This window comes from Janthinobacterium sp. AD80, from assembly GCF_002878455.1.
GTDB lineage: Bacteria > Pseudomonadota > Gammaproteobacteria > Burkholderiales > Burkholderiaceae_D > Janthinobacterium.
On the sequence record NZ_NRDQ01000043.1, the window covers coordinates 29,129 to 49,497 of the forward strand.

Here is a 20,369-nt window from a genome sequence, read left to right on the forward strand (position 1 = left end):
TTCACTTGAACTCATGAGCGCTCTACACATTATGCGTAATGCCAGTATGCACCAACTCAAAATTGCAACGGTTCTGTTGTGCGCCATTTCCGGCGCCACGACCAGTAGTGTCTGGGCGCAACAGGCTGCGCCAGCGCCTGCCGCCGCGCCCACCGCCGCCGCACCTGCGGCCGCTGCGGCGAAACCTGCAGCTGCGCCAGTGAAAGGTTTCACGCCGCCAGCATCGAGCAGTGGCCAGACCATCGATTCCATCGCCGTCGTCGTCAATGACGATGTGATCACGCGCAATGAAGTGGCGGCGCGCATCAAGAGCGTGGAGCAGCGCATGAAGGCGCAGAACGTGCCCTTGCCCGATCCTGCCGACTTGCGCCGTCAATTGCTGGAGCGCATGATTGTTGAGCGCGCACAAATGCAGCTGGCCAAGGAAATGGGCGTGCGCGTCGATGACCAGACCCTCGACCGTGCGATTGGCCGTATTGCTGAACAGCAAAAGATGACGGTGCAGGACTTGCGCAACCAGATGGAAAAAGAAGGCACGCCATTTGCAACCTTCCGCGAAGAAATCCGCGATGAAATTATCATGCAGCGCCTGCGCGAGCATGAAGTCGACGCCAAGATCCAGATCTCGGACTCCGAGGTCGACAACTTCCTGGAAGCGGAAAAAGCGGCGGCCAGCGAACAGGTCGAGCTGAACCTGGCGCAGATTCTCGTGCGCATCCCGGAAAATTCCAGCCCGGAACAGATCGCCGCGCGCCGCGCGCGTGCCGAAGAAGTCAGCCGCCAGCTGCGCACGGGCGCCGATTTCGCCAAGATGGCCGCCACGTATTCCGACGCCAGCGATGCGCTGAGCGGCGGCGATATCGGCTGGCGCAATAGCGACCGCCTGCCGCCCCTGTTCACGGAACAGTTGCTGAAACTGAAACCGGGCCAGATCACGCCCATCATCAAGAGCAACACGGGCTTCCATATCCTGAAACTGGTGGACCGCCGCAGCGCCGCCGAGGCGCAAGCCGTGGCCGCCGTGCAGCAGACGCATGCGCGCCACATCCTGCTGAAAGTGACCCCGACCCTGTCGGCCGCCGAAGCCAAGCGCAAGCTGGCCGAATTGAAGGAGCGTCTCGACAACAAGGCGGCCAAGTTTGAAGACCTGGCCCGCTTGTTCTCGAACGACGGCTCGGCTGCCAAGGGCGGCGACCTGGGCTGGCTGTATCCTGGCGATACCGTGCCGGAATTCGAAGCGGCGATGAATGCGCTGAAACCGGGCGAAGTGAGCCAGCCGATCGAATCGAGTTTTGGTTTCCACTTGATCGAAGTGCTGGAACGCAAGAGCGATGACGTCTCGAAAGAGAAGCAGCGCAGTGCCGCGCGCAATGCCTTGCGCGAGCGCAAGCTGGAAGAAGCGACGGAAAACTGGGCGCGCGAAGTGCGCGACCGCGCCTACGTCGAATTCCGTCCGGAAGACCAGTGATTGTGACCGTTTGCGCATGAGTACCCAGACTGCACCACACCGTCCCGCCATCGCCATCACCTGTGGCGAGCCGGCGGGTGTCGGCCCGGAAATTTCCATCCGCGCCGCCTGGGCCATGCGCCACGAGGTCAATTGCATCCTGCTGGGCGACGCGGCCTTCCTCGCGCTGACGGCCAGCCTGATCGATCCGGAGATCCGCCTGGCCGCATTGTCGCTGCAAGCCGTGCGCAACAGCGGCTTGCCGCAATTCGGCCCCGGCCGCCTGGCCGTGATCGACATCCCCACCGTGAACAATGTCATCCCTGGCGTACTCGACAAGGATAACGGGCGCGCCGTGCTCGATACCCTGGACGCGGCCGTGGAAGGCATCAAGGCGGGCTGGTTCGGCGCCATGGTCACGGCGCCCTTGCAAAAGAGCACGATCAATGACGCCGGCGTGGCGTTTTCCGGCCACACGGAATACCTGGCGGAAAAAACCGGCACGCCGCAAGTGGTCATGATGCTGGCCGGCGAACCCGGCCATGGCGAACCGACCCTGCGCGTGGCGCTGGCCACCACGCATCTGCCATTGAAGGACGTGTCCGCCGCCATCACGCCAGCCAGCCTGGCGACGACGCTGGACATCCTCCAGGCGGACCTGCAGCGCAAATTCGGCATCGCCGCGCCACGCATCCTGGTCACCGGCCTGAACCCGCATGCGGGCGAGGGCGGCTATCTGGGACGCGAGGAAATCGATGTCATCGCGCCCGCGATTGCCGCGGCGCAAGCGCGTGGCATCGATGCGCGGGGGCCGTATCCGGCCGATACCCTGTTCCAGCACAAATACCTGGCGGACGCCGACTGCGTGCTGGCCATGTACCACGACCAGGGCCTGCCCGTGCTGAAATACGCGACCTTCGGGCGCGGCATCAATATCACCCTGGGCTTGCCGCTGATACGCACCTCGGTCGACCACGGCACGGCGCTGGACCTGGCCGCGCAAGGGCTGGGCCTGGCTGACGACCACAGCATGCGGCACGCCCTGCAAACGGCGCTCGACATGCTGCGCGCCAGCACCCCGACCAGAGCATAGGGCGCAGGTCGGGTTGGCCGGTACGGCGTAACCCGACGCTGCCTGCCCAACCGATTCCGCCGGCCTGTGCCGGCTTTACCGCATTAATAGAAAACATATTATGAAACACGTTGCCCGCAAACGCTTTGGCCAGAACTTCCTGCATGACCGCTTCGTCCTCGACGACATCACGGCCGCCATCGGGCCGCAGCCGGACGATGCCATGGTCGAGATCGGCCCCGGCCTGGGCGCCATGACGGAGCAGCTGCTGCGCCATCTGAAACAGATGCACGTGGTGGAACTGGACCGCGACCTGATCGTGCGCCTGGAAAAAACGTTTAATCCCGCCAAGCTGACGATCCACTCGGGCGACGCGCTGAAATTCGATTTCGCGCAAATCCCCGTGCCGGCCGGCCAGAAGCTGCGCATCGTGGGTAACTTGCCGTACAACATTTCCAGCCCGCTGCTGTTCCACCTGGCGGACTTCGCGCCACTGGTGCAGGACCAGCATTTCATGCTGCAAAAGGAAGTCGTCGAGCGTATGGTGGCCGAACCGGGCAGCAAGGCCTACGGCCGCTTGTCCGTGATGCTGCAGTGGCGCTATGACATGTCGCTGCTGTTCATCGTGCCGCCGACGGCCTTCGATCCGCCGCCGAAAGTGGAGTCGGCCATCGTGCGCATGATCCCGGTCCACGAGCGCCTGGCCTGCGACCAGGCCACCCTGGAAGCGGTGGTCATGAAGGCCTTCTCGCAACGCCGCAAGGTGATCCGCAATTGCCTGGCCGGGATGTTTACGGAAGAGCAAATCAAGGCGGCCGGCATCGACCCGACGTTGCGTCCGGAAACGGTGGGGCTGGAGCAATACGTGGCGCTGGCGAACTTGCTGAAGGCACCGCAGTAATCGCAAAGGCTGGGGGCAGACCCTCTTCACCACCGGCGTCTGAGCAGACGCCGACGTGAGCGGGGGGCTGACCCCGGCAGTGCTGGCTTAACTTAAAACCACTGGTCGACCTGCTGCAAATCCTGCCGCAGCGCTGAAAAGCAATCGTCCACGTGGTGGTTGCGGCTGATTTCATTGCGCCGCATCAAGGCGATCTTGCGCTTGCAAGTGGGCAGGCGCAGGGGCGCCACGTGCAGGTCCTCGTCGTTGAGGAAAGTCGTGTACAGGCTGGGCATGATGCCCACGGCGATGCCGGCGCGCACCACGCCGTACAGCGATTCGCTGTGGATCATCTGGTACAGGCTCGACGGACTCAAGCCATGCTGGCGCAGCGCGCTGGAGGCGAATTCCCAGATGCTGCCCTTGGTAAACACGACGATTTCCTGTCCCGCCAGCTGTTCCCAGCGCACTTGCTTCAGCGGCGCCAGCGCATGGCGTCCCGCCGTCACCAGTACCAGTTCGTCCTCGAACAGGCCGACGCTTTCCAGCGACACGGAACCGGGCACGTCAATGCCCACGCAAAAGTCCAGCTGGCCCGAATGCAGGGCGTGCAGCAAGCCATCGTTGGGCATGTCGGACAGGACGATTTCCACTTCATCGCCATGCTGTTCGCTGTAGCGGGCCACCACGGCCGCCGTCATGGCCATGGCCGACGGGATGGCGCCGATGCGGATGCGGTGGCGTCCGCTGCCGATGGCGCGCTGGATATCGGCAAAGGTATTGCTCGCCGTATTGAGCAAATGCGTCGCGTAGTCGAGCGCCAGTTTGCCTTCGCGCGTCAGCTCCAGCTGGTGGGTTGTGCGGTTAAACAACTTTTTTCCCAATTGATTTTCCAGCAGCTTGATCGAGGCGCTGAGCGCCGGCTGGGTCACGCACAATTCTTGTGCAGCCTTGCTGAAGCTGTTTACCCGGGCTAGGGTGGAAAACGCTTGTAAATGTCGTAAGGAAATTTTCTTGCTCAACTCATGCATGGGTTTGCTTATTAGAAAAAGTAATGGATTTATAAAAATAAACAAATTTTCTTATCCCGCAATTTACCATATTCTGGACTGGTCTTTACTTGTCTTGAAGGCAACAATTTTCAGGGAAGTGCTTGCCGGGCGGCGCCGGCACACGCGGCAGCCAGCATGCAAGCGACACAAGCGATCAAAAATAATTCCAAAAAAACTCAGGGTTTATTCTTTTTTAGGGCGGCGGCGATGAACAAATGGATGACTGGAACGATGGTGGTAGGGGGCTTGCTGGCGGCGCACGGCGTGGCGCAGGCGCAAAGCAGCGTGCAGGTGTATGGCTTGCTGTCGGCCGGCATCGGCTATGTCTCGGATGAAGGCAAGGGCAGCCGCACGCATGCGTTGAGCGGCACGAACCAGAATCCGCGCATCGGTTTCCGCGGCCAGGAAGACCTGGGCAACGGCACCAAGGCGATCTTCGTGCTGGAAAACGGCTTCAATGTCATGACGGGCACGGCGGCGCAAAGCGGCCGCCTGTTTGGCCGCCAGTCCTACGTGGGCCTGTCCAGCAACGACAAGGGCACCTTGACCCTGGGCCGCCAGTATGAAGCCGTCAAGGATCTGCTGGGCCCGGTCGTCATCGCCAGTAACGGCGTGCACATCGGCGACAACGACAATGGCTACAACAATTTGCGCGTGCAAAACGCCGTCAAGTACGTCAGCCCGAACATCAGCAACCTGTCGTTCACGGGCTTGTATGGTTTCAGCGAAAATCCGGAAGATTCCAACCGCAACCGTGTCTACAGCATGGGCGCCGGCTACAAAGTCGATGCCTTCAGCTGGGCCGTCGCGTATACCAAGATGGATCACCCGAATGCCCCGGACGCGCCGAATGGCGCCATCGGCAATGACTATGGCAGTTCTTTGCTGATCTTCAACAAGAGCGCCGTCAGCGGCGCCGGCGTGAATGACCAGGCCATCGCCGGCACGGGAGGCTTTTATAATGTGGGCAGGACCAAGTTCGGCGCGCTGTACACCAACGTGCGCTACCACTACATGGATCAAAGCAATCTGACCCTGCAAAACGTGGATCTGAACATGAACCACAAGCTGACGGAAGCGCTGAACCTGGGCGCATCGTATTTCTTTACCACCGGTAAATATGATGTGGTCAACAAGACGCCGAAATGGCATCAGGTCAACTTCCAGGCCGATTACTTCCTGTCCAAGCGCACCGATGTCGCCATCACCTGGAGCTACCAGAAGGCGGCGGGCGATGCGACGTTTGCCCGCGTGTTCGGCTTCGGCGCCTCGGGCGGCAAGACGCAGAGCGTCCTGATCGTTGGCATGCGACATTATTTCTGATACTGATACATCTTTACAGGCGCTGTCCCCCAGCGCCGCCCCCTGAAAGGAAGCATCTTGAAAAAGCACCTCATGTTGGCGTTGAGCCTAGGCTTGCTGGCTAGCGCCGCCCACGCGGAAAAACGCACGCTGGTTATCTCGGCTTATCCGATTGCCCAGCCCTTGTTCATGAAGTATGTGTACGAGCCGTTCAAGGCCAAATGCGGTTGCGATATCAAGGTGGAAACGGGCAATAACGCGGACCGCATCGCCAAGCTGGTGGTACACAGCAAGAATCCGGTGATCGACCTGGTGTTGCTGTCCGATTCCGGCATGCTGGAAGCGGCGCAGAAAGGCGTCATCCAGCCCATGGATTACGCCAAGCTGAGTAATTACAAGGAGCTGTACGACGTGGCGAAAAACCCCGTCGGCGGCAACTACGCCGTTGGCTACACCCTGTATTCCGTGGGCCTGGTGTACCGCAGCGACAAGATTGCCCCGCTGACGTCGTGGAAGGACCTGTGGCGCCCTGAACTGAAAGGCCGCGTCGCCTTCCCTGACGTCAGCACCACGCAGGGCCCGCTGATGCTGCGCATGGCCGATGCGGCCTGGGGCGGCAAGACGGATGACTACGCCACCGGTTTTGCGAAGATCGTCGGCATGAAGGGCAACGTCGTCACTTTCTCGAAAAACAGCGCGCAGCTGGCGGCCCTGTTTGCCCAGGATGAAATCTGGGCCGCGCCCGTGGCGCGCTTTACCTGGTCGCAAATGCTCAAGACAGGCCTGCCCCTGAAATGGAGCATCCCGGCCGAAGGCCAGGCGGCCGGCATGAACGTGATGGGCATCGTCGCCGGTTCGAAGAACGCCGACCTGGCCTACCAGCTGATGGATTTCTGGCTGTCCAAGGAAGTGCAGACGCAGCTGGCCACCAACCTGGTCGATTCGCCCGTCAACAAGGAAGTGCGCCTGTCGACGGCGGCCGCGCAATTCAATACCTACGGCCCTGACCAGATCAATTCGCTCAAATTCGTCAAGCCGGAAACCATCCTCAAGCAGCGCAGCAACTGGATGACGCAGTGGAACAAGGCCATGAGCAAATAGTGGTGACGAGGAGAAAACACCATGTTTGCTGATCCAAAAAAGCGCCTGGGCCTGCTGCTGGTCCTGCCCGCGCTGATCTTTATCGTCGTCTGCTTCCTGTTGCCCGTGCTGGCCTTGCTGGTCGACGCCTTCCGCGTCGGCGACGGCATGCAGTGGGGCTTTGACCGCTTCATTGAATTCTTCTCGCAGGAATTCAACCGCACCATCTTCTGGCGCACCCTGCGCATCGCCGCGCTGGTGACCCTGGCCTCCGTCATCCTCGGCTACCCGGCCGCGCAGGCCGTGGCGCGCGTATCGCCGAAGTGGCGCGGCCTGGTGGTCGGCATGATGATCCTGCCGCTGATGGTCTCGCCGATCGCGCGTACCTACGCCTGGATCGTGCTGCTGGGCCGTAACGGCGCCGTCAACGCGGCGCTGGTCAACATGGGCTTCACGGAAGAACCGCTGCGCCTGCTGTTCAGCGAGTTCGCCGTCTTTGTCGGCCTGCTGCAACTGCTGCTGCCTTTGATGCTGATGTCGCTGGCGGGCGCGCTGGAAAACCTGCCGCGCGACGTGGAACCGGCCGCGGCAACGTTGGGCGCGAATCCATGGCAAGTGTTTTGCAAGGTCACCCTGCCGCTGACGCAGGAAGGCCTGGTCGTTGGCGGCACCTTGGTGTTTACGGGCTGCGTGACGGCTTACGTGACGCCTGCCCTGCTGGGCGGCACCAAGGTGCTGATGCTGGAAACCCTGCTGTATCAGAAGGTCAGCGTGGAGAGCGATTTCGGCGCGGCGAATGTCATCGCCGTCATCCTCGTTTGCATGACCCTGCTGGTGAATGCCGGCCTTAAACGTATTTCCTCGAGCCGGAGCTCCGTATGAAAGAAAGCTTGTTCTCGCGCGCCGTCCTGTGGCTGGTGTTTTTGTTCCTGCTGGGGCCTTTCGCCATTGTCGTGCTGGCGGGCTTTTCCGGCGGCGAAACCCTGGCCTTCCCGCCCGAGTCGTATTCACTGCGCTGGATCATCGAAGTGTGGTCGGCGCCCGAGTTCCGCCGCGCCTTCCAGACCAGCCTTGAAATCGGCCTGATCGCCACCGTCATCGCCCTGGCCCTGGGCATACCCGTCGCGTATGCGTTTTCGCGCATGCCGCCGCCAGGCATCGGTGCCATCCGCCAGGTACTGACGTCGCCGCTAATCATTCCCGCCATCCTGGTTGGCCTGGGTTTGCTGCACCACCTGGTGCTGACGATTAACGCGCCCGTCTACGCGGGCCTGCTGATCGGCCATATCGCGCTCTTGATTCCGTATTCGGTGCGCGTGGTGTACGCCAGCCTGGTGAATTTGCGCGTGGATATCGAGGATGCCGCCATCACCCTGGGCGCGTCGCGCCTGCGCGCCTTCTTCATGATCGTGCTGCCGAATATCCGCAATGCCGTGATCGCCGCCTTCTTCCTCGCCTTCGTCACCTCGTTCAACCAGGTGCCCGTCTCGCTGTTCCTGACGGGTCCCGGCATCAGCACCTTGCCGATCGAGATGCTGGGCCATATGGAAAACAGTTTTGATCCGTCGATCGCTGCCCTGTCGACCTTGCTGGTCCTGTTCACCATGGCGTTCGTGATGGTGACCGAGAAGGTGCTGGGCATTTCTAAATACATGTAAGAGGCAACACACCATGAGTTATCTGGAACTGCACAAGCTGAACCTCGGCTACGCCAAAAACACGACGTCCGTCAAAGACCTGGACCTGCACGTCGAGCAGGGCGAGCTGATTTCCCTGCTGGGCCCCAGCGGCTGCGGCAAGACCACCACTATGCGCGCCATTGCCGGCCTGATGCCGCTGCAGTCGGGCCGCATCGTGCTCGACGGCCGCGAAATCGGCAAGCTGGCGCCGAATAAACGCAATATCGGCATGGTGTTCCAGTCGTATGCGCTGTTCCCGCACCTGAACGTCTACGACAACATCGCGTTTGGGCTGCGCCTGCGCAAGGTCGCGCCGGCCCTGCTGAAAACCAAGGTGGAAGCGGTGATCGCCGCCGTGGGACTGACGGGGTTTGAAACCCGCTTGCCGGCGCAGATGTCCGGCGGCCAGCAGCAGCGCGTGGCGCTGGCGCGCGCCATCGTCGTCGAACCGGCCCTGCTGCTGCTCGATGAACCGCTGTCGAACCTGGACGCCAAGCTGCGCGTGCAGATGCGCGCCGAACTGCGCCGCATCCAGCGCGAGCTGGGCATCACCATGCTGTACGTCACGCACGACCAGGAAGAAGCGCTGGCCCTGTCTGACCGCATCGTCGTCATGAATGGCGGGCGCATCGAGCAACTGGCCGCGCCGGAAGCCGTCTTCAATACGCCGTCGACGCGCTTTGTTGCCAACTTCATGGGCTTTGAAAACCTGTTCGACTATCGCGACGGCGGCTTGCACCATGCGGGCGCCAGCCTGCCGTACACGGCGCCGGTGAGCAGCGGTACCACGGTGCTGGGCTGGCGTCCGGACAAGGTGCGCGTCTGCGCGGCCGACGACGCGGCGGGCCAGTATCCGGGCACCGTGCTGGCGCGCGGCTTCCTCGGCGACACCGTCGAATACCTGCTGCAAACGCCGCTGGGCCAGGTCAAGGGCATCTGCGCGGCCGGTGGCGCCGCCTGGCGTGAAGGCACGGCTGTCTCGTTCGTGCTGCCGGCCGATAGCGCCCTGTGCTTGGCTGCTTGATTGGCTGCCTAACTTCTACTGGAACCATCATGGACAAGCGTTTGAAAAAGATCTGGCTCGATACCGATCCCGGTTTCGACGACTGGCTGACGATGCTGCTGTTGGGCAGCAACCCCGGCATCGAATGGCTGGGCGTGAGCGTGGTGGCGGGCAATGCGCCCGTCGACATCACCTACGACAACGCCTTGCGCATCAAGGCCCATGATGGCTTGACGGTGCCGATCTACCGCGGCTGCGAAAAGCCGCTGGCCGGCGTCATCGAAACGGCGCAGCGCATCCTCGGCGACAGCGGCATGCCGACGACGGGAGAAATCCTGCCGCCGGGTGCCGCCGTTGATGCTTCTGGTCACGCCGTCGACGCGCTGATCGATGCCGTGCGCGCCCACCCTGGCCAGATCACCATCATGGCCATTGCGCCGATGACCAACCTGGCCACGGCCTTGAGCCGTGCACCGGACATCGCCGAAAAAATCGTCGAAATCATTTTGATGGGCGGCTCGACCGACCAGGGCAACCACACGGCGGCGGCGGAATTCAATATCTATGCCGATCCGGAAGCGGCCGCGCAAGTTTTCCAGGCCGGCATCCCGCTGCGCATGTTCGGCCTGAACCTGTGCCGCCAGCTCCTGGTGACGAACGCCGAAGTGCAGCAGTTGCGCGCCATCGGCACGCCGCGCGCGCAGCGTCTGGCCGGCTACCTGGAAGCGTATGTGCGCATCCGCAGCGCGGACGGTTCCGTGCCCATGCCCATGTACGACCCCGTGGTGGCGTTGTACCTGGAAGCGCCGCAGCTGTTCCAGTTCCAGAGCGCCCACGTGGCCATCGAATTGACGGGCGAACTGACGCGCGGCATGACGGTGTGCGAGTTTCGCGTGCCGCGCCGCGCGCCCATCAACACGCAGGTGGCGATGCTGGCCGATGGCCCGGCCGCCATCGCGCTGCTGATGCAGCGCCTGACGGCCATCCTGCACTGATTTTTAGCGTTTATCCACTAGCGAAGCGAGCTTCATGAGTAACCTTGTCGACACCGTGCCTGCCCTGACGATTGAACAGTTTTTACGCGCCATGCCCAAAGTGGAGCTGCATTGCCATTTGTTCGGCACGGTGCGGCAAGCCACTTTCCGCGCGCTGGCCGCGAAGACGGGCAATGTCGTCACCGCGGAAGAAATCGACGCGTTCTACACGCGCGGCGACAAGCCCGTCGGCGTGCTGCGCGTGCTGCGCGCGCTCGATGCGCACCTGATCGTTTCGCCCACGGACCTGTATTGCCTGGCGTATGAATACCTGGAAGACGCGCATGGGCATGGCGTGCGCTATGCGGAGTTCTTCTGGAACCCGACCGGCACGGTGCGCGTGTCGGGCATCCGCTACGAGTCGGCGCAAGACGCCATCGTCGCCGCCATCCGCGATGCGCAGCGCGACTTCGGCGTGATCGGCCGTTTGATTCCCAGCATCGACCGCGAAGCGAGTCCCGCCGAAGCCGTGCAGATGGTGGAATGGATGAAGGCCTACCGTGCGCCGGAAGTCATCGGCATCGGCATCGACTACCGCGAAAACGACCGTCCGCCCGAGCTGTTCATCGACGCCTACCGCGCCGCGCGCGCCGCCGGCTTCAAATGCACGGCGCATGCGGGTGAATTCGGCATGCCGTGGATGAACGTGGAAACGGCCATCGAGCAGCTGCAGGTGGACCGGGTCGACCACGGCTACACCATCGTCGACAATCCGGCCCTGGCGCAGCGCTGCGTGGAACGCGGCCTGGTGTTTACCGTGGTACCAACCAATTCCTATTATCTGCGCACCCTGGCGCCCGAGCGCTGGGCCCTGGACCACCCGATCCGCGCCATGGCCAAGCTGGGTCTGAAACTGCATCCGAACACGGACGATCCGACCCTGCACCACGTGACGCCGACGGGCGCCTGGATGATGATGCGCGAGTTCGGTTTCGGCCTGGACGACATGCGCGGCTTCATGCTGAATGGCCTGGACGCGGCCTGGATCGACGACAGCGTGCGGCGCGACTGGCGCGCGCAATTTGCGCGCGAGTTCGATGCGCTGCGCGCGCGCGTGATCGACGAGTCTTAAGCAGATACGGGAGGCACGGCCAGCAGCAAGGATGGAAACGCCCGCTGCGGGCAGCTTTGGCGCTCGCATACCTTGCAGCCCGTGCCGATCGGCGTGGCGCTGGTGGGGTCGTGCAAGTCGAGTCCCTTCGAATAGATCAGCCGGTGCGCCTGCGAGATGTCGCAGCCCAGCGCCACGGCAAAGGTTTTCCCCGGCGCCCTGAAACCCGGCGACGCCGTGCTGACCTGGCGCGCGATCCACAGATAGGTGCAGCCGTCCGGCATGCTGGCCACTTGCGTGAGCACCTGGCCCGGGTGGCTGAAGGCATCGTAGACGATCCACAGCGGACAGGTGCCGCCCACCCTGGAAAAGTGAAAGTCCGTGGCCGACTGGCGCTTCGAGACATTGCCCGCGCGGTCGACACGCACGAAGAAAAACGGCAGCCCCGCCGCCTCGGGGCGCTGCATGGTGCTCAGGCGGTGGCATACGGCTTCGAAACCCACGCCGAACTGATGCGCCAGGCGCTCGATATCGTAGGCGCGCGTTTCCGCCGCCTGCAAAAAGCGTTGATACGGCATCAGCAAAGCGCCGGCAAAATAATTGGAAAACGCCAGGCGCGCGCCCGTTTGCGCGGCCGCGCCGGAGAGTCCCGCCGCCAGCACCAGGGCATCGATCAGGTCGCTGTGCTCGAGCAGGCTGATTTGCGCCGCCATCTGGAAGGCGCGCTGGCCGCCCGTCAGGGTGTCGGGCAGCCACAAAATCTGTTGCTGGGCGTCGTAGCGGTGCTTGCGCACCATGCCCGCGTCGCCGTCGGACAGGCGCACTTCGATGCCGTGGCGCTCCAGCAAGCGGCCTTGCAGCGCGTCGAGCGTGCGCAGGGCGGGATCGAACTCGCCCGCCACCAGTTCCGCCGCCCGGTCCAGTTCATCGATGTAGTTTTGCCGCCGGTTCAGGTATTCGCGCACTTCCTCGTCCGTGGACGGCGCCGCCGAACTGGCGCCGCGGCTGCCGTCGTCGAGGCGGGCCGCCAGGGTATCGGCCCGTTCCGCCATCACCCGGTAGCGCCGCTGCAGCAACAGGATCGAGCGCGCCAGTTCCGGCATGTTTTCCACCAGCATTTTCAATTCCGCCATCGAGGTGGGCGGCGCATCGGGCAATTCGCCGAATACATCGCGCACGTCGGCCACCAGGCTGGCACTGTCGTGCTCGGAAAAGATCTGCGGGTCGACTCCCAGTACCGTGCCGATGCGCAAGAGGATCGGCACCGTCAGCGGGCGCTGGTTGCGTTCCATCTGGTTCAGGTAGCTGGGCGATATACCCAGGGATTTGGCCAGCGCCACCTGCGTCATGCGCCGTTCCTCGCGCAGGCGCTGCAGGCGCACGCCCATGAAAACCTTCGCCATCGCGTTTCTCCTTGCGTGGTTTGTGGAATCTGCAAATTTACAATATTTGCAGATTAACAGATTCAGCTTTGCATTATCTCGCATTTTCACGCCTTGTTTGCGGCGGCGATTGTGCGAATAATGCAAACAGACTTATACCCACACCAGGAGACACCGAGTGACCACGCAAACTGCAATTCCGACCGTTCCCCTCTTGATCAACGGTGAATGGGTTGAATCCCGCACCACCGTCTGGCGCGATGTCGTCAACCCCGCCACGCAGGAAGTATTGGCCCGCGTACCGTTCGCCACGCCGGACGAAGTCAACGCGGCCATTGCCTCGGCCCAGCGCGCGTTCAAAACCTGGCGCAAGACGCCGATCGGCGCGCGCGCGCGCATTTTCCTCAAACTCCAGCAGCTGATCCGCGAAAACATGGCCGACCTGGCCGCGACGCTCACCATGGAACAGGGCAAGACCCTGCTTGACGCGGAAGGCGACGTCTTCCGTGGCCTGGAAGTGGTGGAGCACGCGGCCAATATCGGCACCCTGCAGATGGGTGAATATGCGCAAAACGTGGCCGGCGGCGTCGATACCTACAGCGTGATGCAGCCGCTGGGCGTGTGCGCCGGCATCACCCCGTTCAACTTCCCCGCCATGATCCCCCTGTGGATGTTCCCGATGGCGATTGCCTGCGGCAACACCTTCGTTTTGAAGCCATCGGAGCAGGATCCGCTGGTGACGGAAAAACTCGTGCGCCTGGCCTTGCAGGCGGGTATTCCGGCTGGCGTGCTGAACGTGATCCACGGCGGCGAAGACGTGGTCAACGCCCTGTGCGACCATCCGGACATCAAGGCCATCTCGTTCGTCGGCTCGAGCAAGGTGGGCACGCATGTGTACCAGCGCGCCAGCCTGAACGGCAAGCGCGCGCAATGCATGATGGGCGCCAAGAACCACGCCGTGGTGCTGCCGGATGCCAATAAAGAACAAACCCTGAACCAGTTGCTGGGCGCGGGCTTCGGCGCCGCCGGCCAGCGCTGCATGGCCGCCTCGGTCGCCGTGCTGGTAGGTGCAGCGCGCGAATGGCTGCCGGAACTGGCCGCCAAGGCGCAAACTTTGACCGTGGGCGCGGGCAAGGACAATCCTGACCTGGGACCCGTGATTTCGTGTGCAGCCAAGGAACGCGTATTCAGCCTGGTCGCCAAAGGCATCGAACAGGGCGCCGTGCTGACCCTCGATGGCCGCGACGTCAAGGTCGATGGCTATCCGAACGGCAACTTCGTCGGGCCGACGATTCTGTCTGGCGTGAAACCCGGCATGGTCGTGTACGACCAGGAAATCTTTGGCCCCGTGCTGATCGTCGTCGAAGTCGACACTTTGGATGAAGCGATTGCCCTCGTGAACGCGAATCCGAACGGCAATGGCACGGCGCTGTTTACGCAAAGCGGCGCGGCCGCGCGCTACTTCCAGGAAGAAATCGACGTGGGCCAGGTCGGCATCAACGTGCCCATTCCCGTGCCTGTCCCGCTGTTCAGCTTTACGGGGTCGCGCGGTTCCAAGCTGGGCGACCTGGGCCCGTTCGGCAAGCAGGTCGTGCTGTTCTATACGCAGACACAGACGATTACCCAGCGCTGGTTCACGGACGCGGCTTCGGTGGGCAAGGTCAACACCACCATCAGCCTCAAATAAGGAGCTGGCATGGACTTTGAACTGAGCGACGAGCAGCGCGAGTTCCAGCAGGCGGCGCGCGCGTTTGCCGAAGGCGAACTGGCGCCGCAGGCGGCGCATTGGGATGCGGAATCGATCTTCCCGGTAGAAACCATCGCCAAGGCGGGCGAGATGGGCTTTTGCGGCCTGTACACGCCGCAGCGCTGGGGCGGCCTGGGCCTGTCGCGCCAGGACGCGGCCGTCGTCTTCGAGGAGCTGGCCGGCGGCTGCACCTCGACCACGGCCTACATCACCATCCACAACATGGCCACCTGGATGCTGTCGCGCTGGGGCCAGGAAGCCCTGTGCGACGAATGGGTGCCAGCCCTGGCGGCCGGCCAGAAGCTGGCCAGCTATTGCCTGACGGAGCCGCAATCGGGTTCCGACGCGGCTTCCTTGCGCACGAAAGCCGTCAGGGATGGCGACTTTTACGTTCTCGACGGCACCAAGGCTTTCATTTCCGGCGCGGGCCAGACGGACATGCTGATCGTCATGGCGAGGACCGGCGGCGAGGGCGCGGCCGGCATTTCCGCCTTTGCCGTGCCGGCCAACCTGCCTGGCATCGTGTATGGCAAGAAGGAAGAAAAGATGGGCTGGAACAGCCAGCCCACGCGCATCATCAGCTTTGACCAAGTGAAAGTGCCGGCTGCCAACCTGCTGGGCGCGGAAGGCGAAGGCTTTGCCATTGCCATGAAGGGCATAGACGGCGGACGCATCAATATCGCCGTGTGCTCGGTGGGCACGGCGCAGGCGGCCCTCACGCGGGCGCAGACGTACATGAAGGAGCGCACGCAGTTCGGCCGCGAGCTGGCGCAATTCCAGGCCTTGCAATTCAAGCTGGCGGACATGCTGACGGAACTGGTGGCGGCGCGCCAGATGGTGCGCCTGGCGGCCTGGAAACTCGACCAGGAAAGCCCGGACGCCACGGCCTACTGCGCCATGGCAAAACGGTTTGCCACGGATGTGGGTTTTAATGTCGCCAACGATGCGCTGCAGCTGCATGGCGGCTACGGCTACATCCGCGAGTATCCGCTCGAGCGCCATGTGCGCGACACGCGGGTACATCAAATCCTGGAAGGGACGAATGAAATCATGCGCCTGATCGTCGCGCGAGCGATTCTGAAAGACGGCGCCACGGAGACCTTGCGATGACTAAAGTGTATACAAATTTGCTGCTGGAACGCCGCGGCCACACGGCCCTGGTGACTCTCGATAATCCGCCCGCCCATACGTGGACCCTGGCCAGCCTGCGCGCCCTGAAGGAACTGGTGGCCGACCTGAACGCTGACGCCGACGTGTACGCGCTGGTGATCACGGGCGGCGGCGCCAAGTTCTTCTCGGCCGGCGCCGACCTGAAAGTGTTCGCCGATGGCGACAAGGACATGGCCTTCAATATGGCGGCCGCCTTTGGCGAAGCGTTCGAGGCGTTGTCCGCGTTTCGCGGCGTCAGCATCGCCGCCATCAATGGCTATGCCATGGGCGGCGGGCTCGAATGCGCGCTGGCGTGCGATATCCGCATCGCCGAGGAACATGCGCAGATGGCCTTGCCGGAAGCGTCCGTCGGCCTGCTGCCTTGCGCGGGCGGCACGCAGCACTTGCCGTGGCTGGTAGGTGAAGGCTGGGCCAAGCGCATGATTTTGTGCGGCGAGCGGGTCGATGCGGCCAAGGCCCTGGCCATCGGCCTGGTCGAGGAAGTCGTGCCGACCGGCAAGGGAGCGGCCACGGCGCTGGCCCTGGCCGCCAAGGTGGCGCGCCAGAGCCCCAGCAGCGTGACGGCGTGCAAGACCCTGATCCAGGGGGCGCGCAGCCATCCGCTCGTCAATTCCCTGCCCGATGAACGCACCCTGTTCCTCGGTCTGTTCGACACGCAGGACCAGAAAGAAGGCGTGCAAGCGTTCCTGGAAAAACGTCCGGCGGAGTGGAAGAATGGCTGAAATCTTGGCTGAAAGCACCCTGATTGATGCGGTGAAGATCGAAGAGCGCGACTGTCCCGGCGGCATGAAGCTGGGCGTCATCACGCTCGATGCGCCCAAATCCCTGCATGCGCTGACCCTGGAGATGATACGCGCCATCGATGGCGCCCTCGTGCGCTGGGCCGATGACGCCGCCGTCGCCTGCGTGGTGCTGCAATCGTCGACCGACAAGGCCTTTTGCGCGGGCGGCGACGTGCGCAGCCTGCGCACGGCCGTGGCCGAACAAGCGGGCGTGGTGCCGAATCCGCAGGCGCTGGCTTTCTTTGCCGAAGAGTACCGGCTCGACCACCGCATCCATACGTATGCGAAACCGCTGCTGGTGTGGGGCGGCGGCATTGTCATGGGCGGCGGCCTGGGCCTGATGGCGGGCGCCAGCCACCGCGTGGTGACGGAAAGCACGCGCATCGCCATGCCGGAAATTACCATCGGCCTGTTCCCCGACGTGGGCGGCAGCTGGTTCCTGGGCCGCATGCCGGGCCGCAGCGGCCTGTTCCTGGGCTTGACGGGGGCGCCGATGAACGCGGCCGACGCCTTGTACACGGGTCTCGGTGACTATTTCCTGCGCCAGGAGGAGCGCGCCATGGTGCTCGACGCGCTGGCGCTGGCGCAATGGCAGGCCAGTGCGCAGGCAAACAGCGAGCAGCTGGACCGCTTGCTGCGCGGCTTCTCGGCGCCAGCCACGTCCTTGCCCGCCTCGGAGGTGCGTGCCAACTTCGACGCCATCGCCGTGCTGACGCAAGCGCCCACCTTGCCGGAAGTGGTGGCTGCCATTGCCGCGTATGACGGCGATTCGGTGTGGCTGCAAAAGGCGGCTCACTCGCTGGCCAAAGGTGCGCCTACTTCGGCCGCTTTGGTGTGGGCCATGCGCGAGCGCACGCGGCACATGAGCCTGGCGCAGGTGTTCCAGCTGGAACTCATCGTGGCCGTGCAGTGCTGTGCCCATGCGGACTTCAGCGAAGGCGTGCGCGCCTTGCTGATCGACAAGGACAACGCGCCGCAGTGGCAGCCGGCCAGCCTGGCCGACGTCAAGGACGCGTATCTGAATGAATACTTCACGGCGCCGTGGACACAGCATCCATTGGCCGATTTACCCATTTAAACATTTAAGTAGTGCATAAAAATGCTCAGGGCTAGGCGCCTTGCCGAAGGCAGTACGACTAGTACGACGAGGCAAGGCAACAACGCCATGGGCTTTTTTAGGCGCTACAGGAGACATACATGCAACATATCGCTTTCATCGGCCTTGGCAACATGGGCGCGCCGATGGCCCGCAACCTGGTGGCCGCCGGCTTCCACGTGTCCGTCTTCGACCTGGCGCCAGCTGCCGTGGCATCGCTCGTTGAAGCGGGTGCCACGGCCGCTGCATCGGCCAGCGCGGCCGTGCAGACGGCCGATGCCGTCATCACCATGCTGCCTGCCAACAAGCATGTGCAGGAACTGTACCTGGCGGCCGGCGGCGTGCTCGACTCGGCCAAGCCGGGCGCCCTATTCATCGATTGCAGTACCATCGCCGCCGATGTGGCGCGGCAAGTGGCGCAAGCGGCTGGCGAGCGGGGCTTTGCCATGATCGATGCGCCCGTTTCGGGTGGCACGGCGGGCGCCGCGGCCGGTACGCTGACGTTCATCGTCGGTGGGAGCGAAGCGGCCTTGCAGCAGGCGCGGCCATTGCTGGAAAAAATGGGCAAGAATATTTTCCATGCAGGTGAGGCGGGGGCGGGCCAGGTGGCGAAGATTTGCAACAACATGCTGCTGGGGATCTTGATGGCAGGCACGGCCGAAGCACTGAACCTGGGCGTGGCGCATGGCCTTGATCCGAAAGTGTTGTCCGACATCATGGCCAAGAGCTCGGGCCGCAACTGGACCCTGGAAGTGTACAACCCGTGGCCCGGCGTCATGGACGGTACGCCTGCTTCGCGCAACTACAGCGGCGGCTTCGGCACGGCGCTGATGCTGAAAGACCTGGGCCTGGCGCAGCAATCGGCGCTGTCGGCAAATGCGCCAACGCCCCTGGGTGGCCTGGTGCGCCAGATGTACCAGATGCATGCGCAAGCCGGTTATGCGCAGCAGGATTTCTCCAGCATCGTGCAGATGCTGCAGCCGGGATTGCAGAAACCTGCCGCCTGAGGAATTTTGGGCAAAAAAAAGCCCGCTGGTAAAAGCGGGCTAAATCCAATTCTTGGAAGAGTTGGAGGAGACAGATGCATTATGCTGCATCGCCACATATAACTCCAATTTATCTTTGAAATATCAATTATAGATTTTCATGATATCTCTTCCCGGCAGCCGCGCTGCGGCTGCCGGCGCCATGCTTGGCTTAGCTTTTGGTGGCTGGATTGCAGACCACTTGCACGGTCGTGACGTTGGCTTCGCCCATGGTGCCGGTACCCGTGCCTGGCACCACGCTGCAAGTCAGGCCGGTTGGCTGGGTGAGCACGCTGATGCCATAACTGGTGCCATCGGCAACCGTGCCGTTCAGGGTGAACGTCTTGCTATCCTTCGTGATCGGCGTTTGCGTGTTGCCGTTAATCAGTACCAGGTTGTCCGCCGTCAGGCCGGTAATCGTGCCGGCCAGGGTATAGGCGTTCTGGCCACACGTCACGATAGCGTCGATGCTCACGTAGTGGCCGGCCGAACCGGAGCCGCCGTTGATGGTGCATGTCATGTGGGCCGGCTGTTTCTGGAAGGTGATGTTGTAGTCGGTGCCATAGTCGATACGCTTGGCAAACGTGAAGCTGGTGGCACCGGCGGCAGGCGATACGGTGTCGCCGCCATTGGCCAGAACCAGGCCATTATTGTTCAAGCCAACGATGGTACCGCTGACATCATACGAGGCCTTGCCGCCGCAGGCAGCCAGTCCGAGGGTCAGCAGCAGCGCGCCGAGAGGGCGCAGGCAGGATAACTTCATGTATTTCTCCAAAATGGGGTAGTGACGGATAGCAAGGCTTACTGCTGCTGCGGCGTGCAGTTCAGTGTGGCGCCGGTCGTGGCGGCGGAACCCATGGTGCCTACGATATCGTGGCCATCGGCGCTGGCCGAACCGGCGAACCGGCAAGTCAGGCCCGCAGGAGTGGTCAAGATGGAAATATTGTAGGGCGCACCGTCAGCGATCGCCGGGAAGGTGTAGCTGGTGCTGCCTTTCAGCGGGCTGGCGCTGTTGCTGCCGATCACCAGAGTCAAGCCTTCCCCGGTCAGGCCCGTGATGGCGCCGCTCAGCGGGTAGGTGTTGGTTTTGCAAGTGACATAGGCCGTCGTGACGGAGTAGCTCGATGCCTTGCCGCTGCCATTGTTAATCTCGCACACGGCGCCTTTTGGCTGTTCCTTGATGGTGATGTTGTAGCGGTCATCGGTGTTGACCAGCTTGGTGAAATAGAAGCTGGACGCGCCCGATGCGACCGGCAAGCTCTCGTCGCCATTCTGAAGGATCAGGCCATCCTTGAACAAGCCGCTCACCTGGCCGCCCAGGTACAGATTGCCGCCGCTGCCGCCGCAGGCTGCCAGTGTGGCGGCGCAAGCCACCGCCAGCATCGAGCGCAGGTACAAATTTTTCATACATTCTCCAAAACGAATTAGGTAGGGTAGCGCAACACGGACGCTGGCGCCGCATTGGAATGGCGCCTATTTTAGTCTATCTGGCATGCCGATTGATCTTGCCTTGTATCTCCGTGTAACAAATTTTCCTTGAGAAGCGCTGGCCTGGCCCCATTTTGCT

The 20,369-nt window shown here is 62.7% G+C and carries 19 protein-coding genes; 15 read left to right on the plus strand and 4 right to left on the minus strand.

The window, feature by feature from the left end; all coding sequences use genetic code 11:
- The first annotated feature begins 46 nt into the window (after nt 1–46).
- The 3 genes from JaAD80_RS10415 to rsmA all read left to right on the plus strand — a co-directional run bounded on the left by JaAD80_RS10415 (nt 47) and on the right by rsmA (nt 3,420).
- Nucleotides 47–1,468, plus strand: a complete 1,422-nt coding sequence (locus tag JaAD80_RS10415) for a peptidylprolyl isomerase (RefSeq protein WP_258002915.1) — start codon at nt 47–49, stop codon at nt 1,466–1,468.
- Nucleotides 1,469–1,484: 16 nt separating this feature from the next.
- Nucleotides 1,485–2,540, plus strand: coding sequence for a 4-hydroxythreonine-4-phosphate dehydrogenase PdxA (pdxA, locus tag JaAD80_RS10420; protein WP_102294101.1), 1,056 nt, complete (start codon nt 1,485–1,487; stop codon nt 2,538–2,540).
- A 100-nt stretch (nt 2,541–2,640) separates the two neighbouring features.
- On the plus strand, nt 2,641–3,420 hold the full coding sequence (gene rsmA, locus JaAD80_RS10425; RefSeq protein ID WP_102294102.1) for a 16S rRNA (adenine(1518)-N(6)/adenine(1519)-N(6))-dimethyltransferase RsmA: 780 nt from the start codon (nt 2,641–2,643) through the stop codon (nt 3,418–3,420).
- Between the two features lie 92 nt (nt 3,421–3,512).
- Here the strand turns inward: rsmA and JaAD80_RS10430 are convergent, their stop codons facing one another.
- Complete coding sequence (locus tag JaAD80_RS10430) at nt 3,513–4,430, minus strand: LysR family transcriptional regulator (RefSeq protein WP_102294103.1); 918 nt, start codon at nt 4,428–4,430, stop codon at nt 3,513–3,515.
- 228 nt (nt 4,431–4,658) lie between these two features.
- Between JaAD80_RS10430 and JaAD80_RS10435 the strand changes: the two genes are divergently transcribed.
- The 7 genes from JaAD80_RS10435 to JaAD80_RS10465 are packed head-to-tail and all read left to right on the plus strand — an operon-like array spanning nt 4,659 to nt 11,621.
- Complete coding sequence (locus JaAD80_RS10435; protein WP_258002916.1) at nt 4,659–5,774, plus strand: porin; 1,116 nt, start codon at nt 4,659–4,661, stop codon at nt 5,772–5,774.
- Between the two features lie 57 nt (nt 5,775–5,831).
- Nucleotides 5,832–6,854, plus strand: a complete 1,023-nt coding sequence (locus tag JaAD80_RS10440) for an ABC transporter substrate-binding protein (protein ID WP_258002917.1) — start codon at nt 5,832–5,834, stop codon at nt 6,852–6,854.
- A gap of 21 nt (nt 6,855–6,875) precedes the next feature.
- A complete protein-coding gene (locus JaAD80_RS10445; protein WP_102294105.1) occupies nt 6,876–7,715 on the plus strand; it encodes an ABC transporter permease in 840 nt (279 codons plus the stop codon).
- On the plus strand, nt 7,712–8,491 hold the full coding sequence (locus JaAD80_RS10450) for an ABC transporter permease (RefSeq protein WP_102294106.1): 780 nt from the start codon (nt 7,712–7,714) through the stop codon (nt 8,489–8,491). The genes JaAD80_RS10445 and JaAD80_RS10450 overlap by 4 nt, the downstream gene beginning before the upstream one ends.
- Before the next feature lie 13 nt (nt 8,492–8,504).
- The gene (locus JaAD80_RS10455) at nt 8,505–9,536 is read left to right on the plus strand and encodes an ABC transporter ATP-binding protein (RefSeq protein ID WP_102294107.1); all 1,032 of its coding nucleotides are present in this window, start codon (nt 8,505–8,507) and stop codon (nt 9,534–9,536) included.
- Between the two features lie 29 nt (nt 9,537–9,565).
- Nucleotides 9,566–10,510 (plus strand): nucleoside hydrolase, encoded by a 945-nt coding sequence (locus JaAD80_RS10460; RefSeq protein WP_258002918.1) that lies wholly within the window; start codon nt 9,566–9,568, stop codon nt 10,508–10,510.
- Nucleotides 10,511–10,544: 34 nt separating this feature from the next.
- Nucleotides 10,545–11,621: an adenosine deaminase gene (locus JaAD80_RS10465; protein ID WP_102294108.1), complete on the plus strand. Its 1,077-nt coding sequence runs from the start codon at nt 10,545–10,547 to the stop codon at nt 11,619–11,621.
- Here JaAD80_RS10465 and JaAD80_RS10470 read toward each other — a convergent pair.
- Nucleotides 11,618–13,003, minus strand: a complete 1,386-nt coding sequence (locus tag JaAD80_RS10470) for a short-chain fatty acyl-CoA regulator family protein (RefSeq protein WP_102294109.1) — start codon at nt 13,001–13,003, stop codon at nt 11,618–11,620. The genes JaAD80_RS10465 and JaAD80_RS10470 overlap by 4 nt on opposite strands.
- Before the next feature lie 157 nt (nt 13,004–13,160).
- Between JaAD80_RS10470 and JaAD80_RS10475 the strand changes: the two genes are divergently transcribed.
- The 5 genes from JaAD80_RS10475 (at nt 13,161) to mmsB (ending at nt 18,784) form a co-directional block, all read left to right on the plus strand.
- The gene (locus JaAD80_RS10475; RefSeq protein ID WP_102294110.1) at nt 13,161–14,669 is read left to right on the plus strand and encodes a CoA-acylating methylmalonate-semialdehyde dehydrogenase; all 1,509 of its coding nucleotides are present in this window, start codon (nt 13,161–13,163) and stop codon (nt 14,667–14,669) included.
- Between the two features lie 9 nt (nt 14,670–14,678).
- Nucleotides 14,679–15,839 carry an acyl-CoA dehydrogenase family protein gene (locus JaAD80_RS10480; protein ID WP_102294111.1) on the plus strand — a complete coding sequence of 387 codons (1,161 nt, stop codon included), beginning with the start codon at nt 14,679–14,681 and terminating at the stop codon, nt 15,837–15,839.
- Nucleotides 15,836–16,621: an enoyl-CoA hydratase gene (locus JaAD80_RS10485; protein ID WP_102294112.1), complete on the plus strand. Its 786-nt coding sequence runs from the start codon at nt 15,836–15,838 to the stop codon at nt 16,619–16,621. The genes JaAD80_RS10480 and JaAD80_RS10485 overlap by 4 nt, the downstream gene beginning before the upstream one ends.
- Complete coding sequence (locus tag JaAD80_RS10490) at nt 16,614–17,759, plus strand: enoyl-CoA hydratase/isomerase family protein (protein ID WP_102294113.1); 1,146 nt, start codon at nt 16,614–16,616, stop codon at nt 17,757–17,759. The genes JaAD80_RS10485 and JaAD80_RS10490 overlap by 8 nt, the downstream gene beginning before the upstream one ends.
- A 119-nt stretch (nt 17,760–17,878) precedes the next feature.
- Nucleotides 17,879–18,784 (plus strand): 3-hydroxyisobutyrate dehydrogenase, encoded by a 906-nt coding sequence (mmsB, locus tag JaAD80_RS10495; RefSeq protein WP_102294114.1) that lies wholly within the window; start codon nt 17,879–17,881, stop codon nt 18,782–18,784.
- Nucleotides 18,785–18,974: 190 nt separating this feature from the next.
- Here mmsB and JaAD80_RS10500 read toward each other — a convergent pair whose 3' ends face one another.
- Nucleotides 18,975–19,565, minus strand: coding sequence for a DUF4369 domain-containing protein (locus tag JaAD80_RS10500; protein ID WP_102294115.1), 591 nt, complete (start codon nt 19,563–19,565; stop codon nt 18,975–18,977).
- A gap of 38 nt (nt 19,566–19,603) precedes the next feature.
- Nucleotides 19,604–20,209, minus strand: a complete 606-nt coding sequence (locus tag JaAD80_RS10505) for a hypothetical protein (RefSeq protein WP_102294116.1) — start codon at nt 20,207–20,209, stop codon at nt 19,604–19,606.
- Nucleotides 20,210–20,369: the final 160 nt, after the last annotated feature.

Excerpts from the sequence above, each read along its gene's own strand:
- JaAD80_RS10415 (WP_258002915.1), top strand. The coding sequence starts at position 47 with ATGCACCAACTCAAAATTGCAACGGTTCTGTTGTGCGCCATTTCCGGC.
- pdxA (WP_102294101.1), top strand. The coding sequence starts at position 1,485 with ATGAGTACCCAGACTGCACCACACCGTCCCGCCATCGCCATCACCTGT.
- rsmA (WP_102294102.1), top strand. The coding sequence starts at position 2,641 with ATGAAACACGTTGCCCGCAAACGCTTTGGCCAGAACTTCCTGCATGAC.
- JaAD80_RS10430 (WP_102294103.1), bottom strand. The coding sequence starts at position 4,430 with ATGCATGAGTTGAGCAAGAAAATTTCCTTACGACATTTACAAGCGTTT.
- JaAD80_RS10435 (WP_258002916.1), top strand. The coding sequence starts at position 4,659 with ATGAACAAATGGATGACTGGAACGATGGTGGTAGGGGGCTTGCTGGCG.
- JaAD80_RS10445 (WP_102294105.1), top strand. The coding sequence starts at position 6,876 with ATGTTTGCTGATCCAAAAAAGCGCCTGGGCCTGCTGCTGGTCCTGCCC.
- JaAD80_RS10450 (WP_102294106.1), top strand. The coding sequence starts at position 7,712 with ATGAAAGAAAGCTTGTTCTCGCGCGCCGTCCTGTGGCTGGTGTTTTTG.
- JaAD80_RS10455 (WP_102294107.1), top strand. The coding sequence starts at position 8,505 with ATGAGTTATCTGGAACTGCACAAGCTGAACCTCGGCTACGCCAAAAAC.
- JaAD80_RS10460 (WP_258002918.1), top strand. The coding sequence starts at position 9,566 with ATGGACAAGCGTTTGAAAAAGATCTGGCTCGATACCGATCCCGGTTTC.
- JaAD80_RS10465 (WP_102294108.1), top strand. The coding sequence starts at position 10,545 with ATGAGTAACCTTGTCGACACCGTGCCTGCCCTGACGATTGAACAGTTT.
- JaAD80_RS10470 (WP_102294109.1), bottom strand. The coding sequence starts at position 13,003 with ATGGCGAAGGTTTTCATGGGCGTGCGCCTGCAGCGCCTGCGCGAGGAA.
- JaAD80_RS10480 (WP_102294111.1), top strand. The coding sequence starts at position 14,679 with ATGGACTTTGAACTGAGCGACGAGCAGCGCGAGTTCCAGCAGGCGGCG.
- JaAD80_RS10485 (WP_102294112.1), top strand. The coding sequence starts at position 15,836 with ATGACTAAAGTGTATACAAATTTGCTGCTGGAACGCCGCGGCCACACG.
- JaAD80_RS10490 (WP_102294113.1), top strand. The coding sequence starts at position 16,614 with ATGGCTGAAATCTTGGCTGAAAGCACCCTGATTGATGCGGTGAAGATC.
- mmsB (WP_102294114.1), top strand. The coding sequence starts at position 17,879 with ATGCAACATATCGCTTTCATCGGCCTTGGCAACATGGGCGCGCCGATG.
- JaAD80_RS10500 (WP_102294115.1), bottom strand. The coding sequence starts at position 19,565 with ATGAAGTTATCCTGCCTGCGCCCTCTCGGCGCGCTGCTGCTGACCCTC.
- JaAD80_RS10505 (WP_102294116.1), bottom strand. The coding sequence starts at position 20,209 with ATGAAAAATTTGTACCTGCGCTCGATGCTGGCGGTGGCTTGCGCCGCC.